Origin of the sequence: Pseudoalteromonas sp. PA2MD11 (assembly GCF_017808125.1) — a bacterium.
GTDB classification, from domain to species: domain Bacteria; phylum Pseudomonadota; class Gammaproteobacteria; order Enterobacterales; family Alteromonadaceae; genus Pseudoalteromonas; species Pseudoalteromonas simplex.
Map to the genome: position 1 here is coordinate 100,612 of NZ_JADKNF010000010.1, position 12,184 is coordinate 112,795.

7 protein-coding genes are annotated in these 12,184 nt (G+C 37.8%); 5 read left to right on the top strand and 2 right to left on the bottom strand.

Annotated elements, in window-relative coordinates:
- Positions 1-10: 10 nt before the first annotated feature.
- The gene (locus tag ISP07_RS12185; protein WP_209327777.1) at positions 11-1,360 is read right to left on the bottom strand and encodes a class II 3-deoxy-7-phosphoheptulonate synthase; all 1,350 of its coding nucleotides are present in this window, start codon (positions 1,358-1,360) and stop codon (positions 11-13) included.
- Between the two features lie 433 nt (positions 1,361-1,793).
- On the opposite strand from ISP07_RS12185, the gene ISP07_RS12190 reads away from it, so the two are divergent.
- Positions 1,794-2,669, top strand: a complete 876-nt coding sequence (locus ISP07_RS12190; RefSeq protein ID WP_209327778.1) for a DNA replication terminus site-binding protein — start codon at positions 1,794-1,796, stop codon at positions 2,667-2,669.
- A gap of 53 nt (positions 2,670-2,722) precedes the next feature.
- Here the strand turns inward: ISP07_RS12190 and ISP07_RS12195 are convergent, their stop codons facing one another.
- On the bottom strand, positions 2,723-3,937 hold the full coding sequence (locus ISP07_RS12195) for a hypothetical protein (protein ID WP_054553336.1): 1,215 nt from the start codon (positions 3,935-3,937) through the stop codon (positions 2,723-2,725).
- Between the two features lie 769 nt (positions 3,938-4,706).
- Between ISP07_RS12195 and ISP07_RS12200 the strand changes: the two genes are divergently transcribed.
- The 4 genes from ISP07_RS12200 to rmuC all read left to right on the top strand — a co-directional run bounded on the left by ISP07_RS12200 (position 4,707) and on the right by rmuC (position 12,176).
- Positions 4,707-5,945: an AAA family ATPase gene (locus ISP07_RS12200; protein ID WP_166341018.1), complete on the top strand. Its 1,239-nt coding sequence runs from the start codon at positions 4,707-4,709 to the stop codon at positions 5,943-5,945.
- 14 nt (positions 5,946-5,959) lie between these two features.
- Positions 5,960-6,922, top strand: a complete 963-nt coding sequence (locus tag ISP07_RS12205) for a transcriptional regulator (protein ID WP_209327779.1) — start codon at positions 5,960-5,962, stop codon at positions 6,920-6,922.
- A 415-nt stretch (positions 6,923-7,337) separates the two neighbouring features.
- Positions 7,338-10,481 (top strand): DEAD/DEAH box helicase, encoded by a 3,144-nt coding sequence (locus ISP07_RS12210; protein ID WP_209327780.1) that lies wholly within the window; start codon positions 7,338-7,340, stop codon positions 10,479-10,481.
- Positions 10,482-10,709: 228 nt separating this feature from the next.
- Positions 10,710-12,176, top strand: a complete 1,467-nt coding sequence (gene rmuC / locus ISP07_RS12215) for a DNA recombination protein RmuC (RefSeq protein WP_138599771.1) — start codon at positions 10,710-10,712, stop codon at positions 12,174-12,176.
- Positions 12,177-12,184 lie beyond the last annotated feature (8 nt).

Consider the following 12,184-nt stretch of genomic DNA (forward strand, 5'->3'; position numbering starts at 1 on the left):
TAAGTTGATGTTACTTACGTGCGTCTTTTAATAAATCAGCAACTAAGAAACCTAGTTCTAAAACTTGATCTGCATTTAAGCGTGGGTCGCACTGTGTGCGGTAGCGCTGTGCTAAATCTTCATCTGATAAACCATACGCACCACCGGTACATTCTGTTACGTGCTGGCCAGTCATTTCAAGGTGAACGCCACCTGGGTAAGAACCTTCAGCTTTGTGTACTGCGAAGAACTGGCTAATTTCACGAAGAATATTATTAAAGCTACGTGTTTTATACCCTGAGCTCGCTTTCTCAGTATTACCATGCATTGGATCTGAGCTCCAAATAACTTTACGGCCTTCTTGTTGTACTTTACGTACTAGTGCCGGTAGTTTCTCTGGCAGTACATCAGCACCCATTCGCGTAATTAACGTTAAGCGACCTGGAATGTTATCTGGGTTAACTGCATCGATAAGTTTGATTAGCTCATCTGTGTCCATACCTGGCCCAACTTTCACACCAATTGGATTTTTAATGCCTTTAAAGAATTCGATGTGTGCATGATCAAGTTGGCGTGTACGTTCACCAATCCAAACAAAGTGTGCAGAACAATCGTACCAGTCACCTGATAAGTGGTCGCGGCGTGTTAGTGCTTCTTCGTAGCCTAATAATAATGCTTCGTGTGATGTAAATAAGTCTGTTTCTTTTAAGCTTGGTGCAACAGTTGAGTCGATACCGCACACTTCCATAAATTCAAGCGCATCTTGAATTCTGTCAGCTAGCTGTTGGTATTTCTCTTTAAGCGGATTTGCAGCAACAAAACCCATGTTCCAGCGGTTTACTTGATGTAAATCGGCTAAACCACCTTGCGCGAATGCACGTAATAAATTTAGCGTTGCTGCACTGTGATGATATGCTGTCATCAAACGCTGTGGGTCGGGTACACGTGCTTGCTCAGTGAACTCGAAGTTATTGATGATATCACCACGGTACGAAGGTAGAGATACACCATCGATCGTTTCGTAATCTGATGAGCGAGGTTTAGCGTACTGACCTGCCATACGCGCAATTTTAACTACAGGGCATTTACCACCATAAGTTAAAACAACGGCCATTTGTAAAAGTGTTTTAAATGTATCGCGGATATTTGCTGCATTAAAGTCACTGAATGACTCTGCGCAATCACCACCCTGTAATAAGAAGGCTCTGCCTTCACATACAGCTTCTAGTTGTTTGTATAAGCTACGCGTCTCTTCAGCAAATACCAAAGGTGGTGCGCTTTTTAATTGCCCTTCAACTGATTTAAGGGCTTCTTGATCTGGGTACTCTGGCTGCTGAAGTATCGGCAGTTTTCTCCAGCTGTCTGGGTTCCACGATTGCATGTTCTTTCCTCATTCCTAACATAGACCATTTACGAAAACTAACTTATTGCACGTACTAAGTTCAAGGACAATATTCAGCTATTTACGATTATTTCGTTATTTGATAAACAGATTCGATATTAACAATTAGAACTCCATGATTTTATTGTTCTAAACCAGTTAGTTACACCTGTTTCACGATGTTTTCGTTGATGCATCATAAAAGAACACATCTTACCTTAATCAAGCCATAGTGTAACCTCAGCTTTACATGTGAAAAACATCCTTTTTTACGTTTACATTGATCAAATTCAAAAGTTGTACTAGCAAACAATAGCAAGAACACATCATACTTAATTTCGTTAAATGTATGGTCGGCAACGATAAAAAATTAACTTTATGTTATCAGGAGATAAGGTTAGAATTGAATTAACTTCAAGTAAGATGTGTTCCTATGAGTTCCAAGTTAGAAATACGCAGTCAGTTTGATTTAGTCAGTGAGTTGACTCATTTGTTTTGTGAAGAATTAAAAGAAGTGGGTTTTGATAAGGCATCATATTATCAACTGCCAGATATCGATGTAAACGACGAAAAGAAAGTTCCTTCTTCAATTAGTGTACATAAAATTGAAGGCGATGATGCTCATAAATTAATTCTTAATTCCTTTGGTGATTTTTATAAAAAGTCAGGATTAAGTAGTCGAGTATTAAAAAGACATCCAGGTTTATTAGTTTTAAAAGATGTCGATAAGCAACATTTCATTGCAAGGATAAATCAATTAAATAAAGCCAAAGCTGATTTTAAAAATAGTGTTATAGCTATCGATAATAATGATGCGAGGTTTGAAGCTGTTCACAATGCTGTTCCAAATCTCATTACCCTTGCAGCATATCGTAAGATCCATTTTGAAACTGAATCGCCCTACTCTGTTCGTTTTACTTGGATGCACAAACACGCAAGTAAAACGCTAACTAAAAAAATGGCCTTAGCAATGTTGGATAAATCGGCTAGTTATTCTAATCCAAGAATGATCGACCAACACTCTTGGCAAGCGCTAGTTGCACAAGAGCAAAGTCGTGTTGCAAGTTTAGGTGATAAAGAAAAACTACGAATTCGTAGACCAACAAGAGTTAGCCCACAAGTTAATGTAAGATATACAGCTAAAAATCGATATCATGTTAGTGCTGCTTTACCTTTTATTTTGATAAACCCAGAACCAGATGTAAAACTTGGTACATTAACTGATTATCAAAAACCTGAAAGCCACCCTCGAAAAAGAGAATATGATTTCTTAGTTGATAGACTTTACTTAGAACAAGTGACAGATTGATTATGTTAAAAAGGCCACGTATGTGGCCTTTTGTATATAGTATATAAAAGAAATTAGTCTTCGACTATTTCTTCAATTTTATCTTCATCGATTAATACCGCATTCTCAACAATGCGTTTCCCACCTTGAATTTCGATTCGTTTATTATGCTTATTAAGCGTAAGAATCTCATCACAAAATTGATCAGATGGATGCATTTCATATGTGTAATCAATAATATTACCCGTTTTGTCATCTTTGACATTGGTAATGTTATATTCAGAGATTGCACCTTTCTCAATTAAGTCTTTCATTGTCGTAGTCATATCACGACGCAAAGCTTTTAATTTATTCTCGGTAATTTCGTCTGTTGAATAAATAGAGCCATATTTTTCCATAATCGATAATAGTCGGAAATGGTAGGTCTTACCCGGTGCCGCATAACGCCATAAATGATATAAACGAAGCATCATCCAACGAGATAAACCACGTTTTAATTCTTGAGCACTATTAAAGTAGTAACCTTTGTATTCAAGGTTATCGATCATGTTATGAACGAAGGCATTCAAACAAGCTACACATTTTACGTTACCACCTTGACCTTTTTTTCCACTAAAATGAAGTGACGATAAAAAGTTCATGTTCGATTCGTAAAATGAGTCATCAATATCAGAATTACGCGTATCTGTTGCTGAATATTTAAAAGAAAGTTTAGAGCCTTGTAATGCTTCTAATGATTCTTTGATTTGCGGATAAGGCATCGACTGGCCAACCGCTTTCAGCTCTTGCGCTAATTCATTCATTGAAAAAACAACTGCGTATTGAATGCCAGACTTAAAATTGATTTTTACAATTTTACCTTTAGAGGCTAAACGAATTAAGGCACGTTCGACTTTTTCTTCTCGATCAGATGGCCAAACAAGATATTCAACATCTTCACCATCTTTTCTTGTGCTTACTACCGCAGGTGTAATTTTGATTTCGCCATCATAAAGAATGCCGTCTACTTTTTCAGAGATTCTTCTTGTGACGATGGTTTTCTTTGGTGCTTCTTCAACCGGAAGCTTCTTATGACCAGAACGGACAAAACGTCCCCATAAATCATAATGATTAAATGTATTTGAGTAAGCTCTCAAACCATGTGCAGCATTTTCAATTGAAACACGCACATCTTTGTTGTCTGTAAATAGTGCAAGACTTTCATTGTCTATTGCACTTTCCACCCCGTGGATCTGCCCGCGTAATGTATCGGGTAAGTTATCTACCGAGATGTTGACCTTTCGGCTCATTGTTCTTATTTCCAATTTTTCTTCGACAGTTAATAACAACACATAAAACTTCAAAAGTTAAATGTTTAAGTTAGTATAAACTTGATCCGATCATAATTAATTTCTTCGGATCAGTTTTATACTAACTGTTTCGTAATTGCTGATTTTCAGATCAGATTTTTACTAAGTTATAGTTGATAGGTCGCAATTTTACTAACTCAGTTCAATTTATGTCCTGTTAATCACCTTTTTGAAGCAAATTAACACGACAAAAATTGCTCTTTTAAAACAGCATGTGGATAAACAGCTCTTTAGTTAGCATAGATCTGATCTGTACCAACTACAGATCAGATCCATACCAACTTATTGCGCATTTTAGTTATGCTCTTAGTGTATAACTTTATAATTTAGTTAGTAAAATTTTGATCTACACAAGCTTTTTTGTGTGTAAATCAGTGACTAAGCTGTGCATAAGTCGAAAGCTTATTTTTTGCTTAGTAATATGCTGATCTGCAAGTCATTATAGATCTGATCTTTACCAAGTAAAAACACGATCTGGCTTTTTAGTAAATATTCAATAGAATCAGTAATATATTTCACTATTTTAGCATCTTAACCTTATATACCTATATACTTAACCGATATTAAACTTACTTATTTATACTTAGCATCAGTAAAGTTACAAATTTTTATTAAATGTCTTATAAATAAAAGGGATGTCGTCTTAAATACTTGTTTACAGCAATTTGAATGGACATTATACTTAAAGCATAACTTTGAGGAAGAAAGTATGTCTATCAATAATAATGCGCTAGCCACTTATAGGTTACTAAAAGCGACAGCAGAAGTTGCTGAAAAATCGCTAGAAGGACGTATTCAACATTATCGTGCCCATTTAAAGTCTGAAGAAAAAGAACTTCGTACTTACACGCAAAAAGCAGCTGCTGACTTATTAGGCTGTAATAATCGTACCTTAAAACGACGTCATGATAATGGTGACTTTGATGAACTAAATATCAAACGTGGTGCAAATGGCCACTACGCTTATACCTTGGTAAATATCTTTGCTATGGCAGATATCATGGATATTAAGCCTGATCACCGTACAGTTGATGATAAATTACAAGTTATCGTTATTAACTCGTTAAAAGGTGGTTGTGGTAAAACTACCAGCATGGTGAACATTGCCGCTGCACTTGCTACTACCAATATTAAACGATACAGAATTGGTATTATCGACCTTGATCCACAGGGTTCTTCATCAAGCTTTTTCCCACCTAGTGAGCCTGATCCAATTACTGTGGGTGACTTAATGCGTGACTGTATTGAACTCGATGAAAACGAAACCTGGGATGAATTAGTATCAAACTCTTTCTTACCTACCCATATACCTAATATTCGTATTTTGCCTTCTGGTATGGATGACTTTTACTTCGAGCATGAAACAGCAACTTTATTAAAAGATAGCTCTAGTTATGATAAAACTCGTCACTATCATAAATTGCTAGAAAAAGTTATTGAACCGGTAAAAGATCAATTTGATATTATTCTAATTGATACAGCTCCATCACTTAACTTTATGTTTTATAATGCATTAATGGCTTCTACTTCGATGCTTATCCCTGTTCATCCTGAAGCTGTAGACTTTGATGCAAACAATAAATACTTAAAGCGATTAGGCGAGATTTACCATACAGTTGCTGCTCTTGGCCACCAAGGTTGGGATTTCATGCAATTCTTAGTAACTAACTATGTTAAAGGGAACCATTCACAGCGCGACATCGTTAAAGATGTTCGTAGTGCATTTGGTCGTCAAGTAATGAGTTATCCAATCAATCATAGCTCGGCAATTACCGCCAGCTCATCTTCTTTTAATACCATTTTTGATCAAAAAACATCAGACAGCTTAGCTAGTCGTGAGTCACTACTTCGTGCGCAAGAAAATATCAAAGATGTTGTTGATGAACTTGAAATGCTGATCCGTTCTAATTGGCAGTCAACTCAATCGTCTCTAAATACAGCTAAGTAAGGTAATTAATAAAAATGGCTAAAAAACGTAAAAACGATACCAGCTTAGACCCTTTTTCAACGTCTATCGAAAGTAGCAGTTTAGATGCTTTGCTAGAGCAAGCTTCAGCTGGTGATGTCATCAGTATGCCTGCTCCAAGCGATCCTACACGTCAAATTACTTTGGTGTGTAAGGTTATTCCAAGCTCAGAAATTGAAGCTAAAACAAAGGTCTATGGTAAAAACCGCCGTGTGCAATCATTATTAAATGAAAAGTCAGTTGCCGATATCCTACCTGCAATTGCCGAAGACGGTCGTAATCAGCATCCTGCCTTATGTTGGGATAAAGGTGACGAAATGCTTGTATTAGCAGGCTCTCGTCGTCGTAAAGCATGTATTTTAAGCAATTCTGATTACTTAGTTTTAAGCTCGGAAGACTTTACAGATCAAGATGCTAAAATACTTGCTGTATCATCTGATCAATACATTGCCCCGAGCCTATGGGAGCTTGGTCAAGCGTATCAACAAACCCGTGATGAGCTTATTGCTGAAGGTAAAAAAGGCTCTTATCGTGAGATTGCGGCAATTGAGGGGGTATCACACACAGCTATTGCTGATGCTATCAAAGCGTATGAGAACCTACCTTCAGAGGTTTTAAGCCTTTACCCAACAGCAAATCATGTTGGCCGTGAAGTAGCTAAAAAGCTTATTAGTGCCAAAGAGCGTGATGAGCAGCTGTTTACCAAGCTTGTAAATGACGTAAGTAGTAATAGCGAAATAGCGCAAATCAGCAGCGATGATAAACGTGCTCTTGCAATTACCAAGCTATTAACTGCTGAGCCAGCAGCGCCAAGCCGTCGTGAAGCCCTTATTGATAGTGAGTTTGTTAGCGTACAGCGTAATATTAAAAGCGGTGATTTATCTGTCAAAATCGATAATAAAGTGATGACAGACAAACGCTTAGAGCAGCTAACTAAACTTTTAAATAGCTTTAACTAGTTAGTAAAATAATGATCTCTCACGCTTTTACAGTTAGTAAAAGCGTGATCTCCCCTCCCCTTTCGTTAGTAAAATAGTGATCTTTGGTTGGCTAATTTGGTCGTTATTACACTCTCAGATCAGTTTTTTACCAACTAATCGCCCCTTTACAGTTCTGTTGCACTGTAAATTTGTTTGCTTAGTAAAAAATCGATCTGTAAAGCCCCTTCCTTGTTATTAACCTGTTTATATCTTGTGCGATTGTTGTTTGTTAAATGCTCAGTATGTCACTTTTCAACTTTGATTTTATTTTAAAGCACTTTTTTACTAACTAATCAGCTCCAACCAGTCCAATATTGCCCAATAGTGCTTTAGCTCTGGGTCGATAGATCATATACTGGCAGAATTATTTTTTGTTTTTACTGCCAAAAGCGTTATGTCTGCTAACTTATCCAAAAATGACTTATTAGCTATCTTTGAAGAAATCAAGCAAGAGCAAGAAACTCAGTTTCCTCTGTCTGAGCGCTTTATCAAACAGCTGTTTAAGCCACATGTGTTAAGTAAAGCAAAAGAGTATCACCAGAACGGCCAAATCAATTGGTTAGAACATAACAGTGATTTTAGTGTTATCGATGCATCTATGTTTGGTAACGAAGGAAATACCTTCACTCAGCATATTGAGATCAGTAAATTACCAAGTGGCTTTTCGGTCGATTCGCATTGTACTTGTGGCTCTAAAACCAAATGCCGTCATATTGCGGCTGTGCTCCTAAAGTTGAAAATTGAACATTCAGGTGACTACGGTGAAGACTACATCATTAACGATTGGTTTAGTGAGCTAAAAACCCTTAAGCAAGTTACTAATGACAATGCCAAACAGGTTTTATTATTTGTTCTTGATGTAGAGAAATCTGTTGTAACCCTTACTCCTAAAATAGCTAATTATGACGCTGAGCATAACTATACGCTTGGTCGTAACCTTACCGAGCAGCAATTAAATAGTTTTGTAACCCCCACTGATTTATTAGAATCGGATTTTCGTTTATATAGCTGGATCCGTTCTCAAAATGCCCTTGGAAAACTAGAGCTTAAAGGTCAATGGGGCTTTGCAGCACTACAGCAATTAATTGCCACCCAGCGTTTGTTTTTAGGCCGTTCGCGCCAAGCAATTAAAGCTGACAGTATGCAAGCGTTAGAGTTTGATTGGAAACAAAACAAAGACTTAACATCATTGAGCATGACGCTTGCTGGTCAAGATAATTGGTTATTGTTAAAAACAACCCCCCCTACTTACCTTGACCCTGAAAAACTAAAAGTGGGCCGAATTCGTACTCCGTTAACAGCCGATGAAATAGCGTTACTAGCTAATATGCCAGCTATTCACACCGAGAACTTTGACCGCGTTTATCAACAGCTCAATGATAATTTTGGTGAAGGTGTGATCCCTCATGCATTTAAGGAAAGCAAAAAAAGCCTAGCTCGAACTGTATTCCCAGTCATCAGTATTAATAATGACGAGGGTACAATTCGTTTATCATTGCAGTTTAATTATCAAAACTCTTTGTATGACTTAAGCCAAGCCCCAGCGGATATACTAAATCAGTCATTAGAAAACACCGTTGTAAATGAGTTAACTAACCTTGGCTTTGAGTTATGTAAAGGGGCTTTACAGTCAGAGTTTGTCTTTAATAAACAATCAGTTATTTATGAGCACTGGTTAAAGTTCGAAATAATTCCAAACTTATTAAAACGTGGTTGGAAAATTAATGATGAGTTAGACGTCGGCAAAGTTCTAAAACAACTTTCACTGCAAGTTGAACGTGGTAAAGGTCATCAGATAGTAAGTAAAATCGTGATCTCTGGTGTTAAAACTCAACAGTTGTTTGTCACTGATAACAATACTTATCAATCGCTTAATAGGCAAAGTGAGCGCTTTTATTACTTTAATGTAGGAAAACGCTTTGCGGTGGTTGAAAAGGCCGCGATGATGCAGCTTAATGATTATCGTGAACGTTTTGAGCATATTAAAACCCGTGACGAAATCTTAATGCCTTTGTCGTTTTTGCCTAAGCTTATCGAGCAAAAAGCAATTAAGGTTAATATTGTTGACGATGCTCTAGATGCTTACCTATCTGAATTAAATAGCTCACAACAGCTTATTAAAAAGTCCGATATTCAAGGCTTAAACCAGGGTGTGCAATTGCGTGAGTATCAACAACACGGTGTTGATTGGCTTAACTTTTTAAAACGTCACCAGCTTGGTGGTATTTTGGCTGATGACATGGGGCTAGGTAAAACCCTACAAGTTATTGCCTTTTTAGCTAATGCCAAGCAATCACCACAAGCAGGCCCCACGTTAATTGTTTGCCCAACCAGCTTGGTTGGTAACTGGCAAAGTGAAATTAATAAATTTGCGAGCAACTTAAAAATTACGACTGTCTTTGGTGCTGCGCGCAGCGACCAATTACAACAGTTGTCGCAAGCAGATTGTATCTTAACAACTTACCCACTATTAAAGCGGGACATTGCCTTTTATTCGCCGCTGTATTTTGAAAACATCATTCTTGATGAAGCGCAATATATCAAAAACGATGCCGCACAGGTTTCACGCTTGGTTAAGCGCCTTAATGCTGACTTTAAGCTTTGCTTAAGTGGCACGCCTATCGAAAATAACTTATTTGAGCTTAAATCTTTGCTCGACTTTGCAATGCCTTCTTTGCTTGGTTCGCAAGCACACTTTAAGAGCTATTTTCAAACGCCTATTGAGCGTGATAACGACGTTGCCCGAGCAGAAGAACTTAAGTCGTTGATCATGCCATTTATCTTGCGTCGTACTAAAGCACAGGTAACGCAAGAGCTCCCAGAGAAGACAGAGCTAGTTAAAGAGTTTGAATTTGAGAGCAAACAAAAGGAAATTTACACCGGTATAACTGAATCTTTAGAGCAGAAATTAGTCGACCTATTTGCACAGCAAGGTGTACAAAAAAGTAAGCTAGCCTTTTTAGATGCATTATTAAAGCTCAGACAAATTTGCTGTCATCCAAAATTGATCGACCCTAGTTCACAGGCCGGTAGCGCTAAACTTGAATGGTTATCTAAGCATTTGCCTATCATGCTTAGCGAAGGTCGTAAGGTGATCATATTCAGTCAATTCACCATGGCACTTGATGTCATAGCAGAGCGATTAAATGAATTAGGCATCAGTTTTAGTATGCTTACCGGGCAAACAAGACACCGCGACCGTGTAATTGAAGAGTTTACTCAAGGTGATACATCCGTATTCTTAATCAGCCTTAAAGCCGGCGGCACCGGATTAAACCTAACTCAAGCCGATACTGTGATTCATTTTGATCCTTGGTGGAACCCTGCTGTAGAGAAACAAGCGACAGATCGTGCCTACCGCATTGGCCAAACTAACCCTGTGTTTGTTTATAAATTGATTATGGCTAACTCAATTGAACAAAAAGTATTTAAAATGCAGCAACATAAGCAAGCTCTTGTCGATGCATTATTTACTGAAAAATCAATGAGTTTCACTAAGTTTGATGAAGAGCAAATGCTTGCACTGATAAAAAATTAAATTTTTTTAAAGTTTTTTGAACTAATCAAATTTTGGGGCGTCTATTATTATGCTTGTTGTTAAATTGCAGTTTACATAAGCATTATGTTGATTTCCCATTTGGTTACTAAATTTTAGTAATGTTAGAGCCAGCTCACTTTGAGCTGGCTTTTTTTATGCCTAAACCCCCTACTCTGCTGAGCACTAATTCGTTATGATGATGTGTCTTTAAGTTATTGAGTTTTCGTTATGATTACAGAGCTGATTGCACAGATTAATTGGCAAAGTGGTGTGCTTGGTGCTGCTGTAGGTGCTGTTGCAAGTGGTGTTATTTTTGCCCTACAAAATAGTCGCTTAAAAAATCAGTTAACCGAACTGCAAAATAGCCAGCAAATCCTGCAAAATCATTTAGAACAAAAGCAGCTGCAACTTGAACAAAGCCAGCTTACACTTTCGCAGTTACAGCAAGATTACGCAGAACAACGTGATGAGTCTCAACATTTTAAAACCCGCTTTGTAGAACAAGAAAAACAAGCACAACAATACAGTCAGTTTTGGCGCAAGGTCGAAGCTGAGCTTGCTGATACAAAAGCTGCGCTTAATCAGCGCGATGTTGATCTAAGTACCTTACGAAGCACAGTTGAGCAAAAAGAACTGCATTTTAAAGAGCAGCTTAGCCATATCAAAGAAAGCAAAGAGCAACTCAAAAAAGAGTTTGAAAATCTCGCTAATCAAATCCTTGAAGAAAAATCGCAACGTTTTAAAACCTTAAATCAAGAAAGTATTGAGCAACTATTAAAACCTGTTCAGGGTGAGTTAAAAGGCTTTCGCGATAAGATGGAATTGATCCACGTCGAAGATCTAAAGCAGCGTGCAGCACTAAAAACTGAGTTATTGCATTTGCAAGCTAAAAGCCAAGCCATCACCGAACAAGCTGATAGGCTGAGCACCGCTTTACAAGGGCAAAAGAAAACCCAAGGTAATTGGGGTGAGTTAATGCTTGAAAATGTACTAGACAGCGCTGGGCTGCGTGCTGGGGTAGATTATCAACGTGAAGTATCGTTTAACACCGAAGATGGCCGTTTACGCCCAGATGTTGTGGTGTATTTACCTCAACAACGACATTTAGTTATCGATGCTAAAACCTCTTTAAACGCGTATACACGCTATGTCAATGCCGATACAGAGCTTGAGGCGCAGCAAGCGCTAAAAGAGCATGTTATGGCGGTGCAATCACGTATAAACGAGTTAGCAAGCAAAGCCTACGACAGACTACCTGGTATTAACTCACCAGAAGTGGTGATCATGTTTGTACCAATAGAGTCGGCTTTTGTTGAAGCGCTTAAGTACCAAAGTGATATTTATCAGCAAGCAATCGAAAAAAACATTTTAGTTGCTACGCCAACGACCTTATTGACTAGCTTGAATATCGTAAAACAACTGTGGCGTTTTGAAGAGCAAACTAAATACTCAAAAGAGCTTGCCGCTCGTGCAGAGCGTTTTTACAACAAACTGAATGGTTTCCTAACCAGTATGGAAGGGGTTGGTAAGCAATTAGACCGCGCCAAAGAAAGCTATGATAAAGCATTTTCTCAGCTGTATCGTGGTAAAGGAAACTTGATTAAACAGGCCTCTGAGTTCAAAGAATTGGGGGTTTCTGTTCAAAAAGAGTTACCCGCGGAAACTGTTGAAAAAGCCCAATTAGAGTTAGATTAAATGCGATA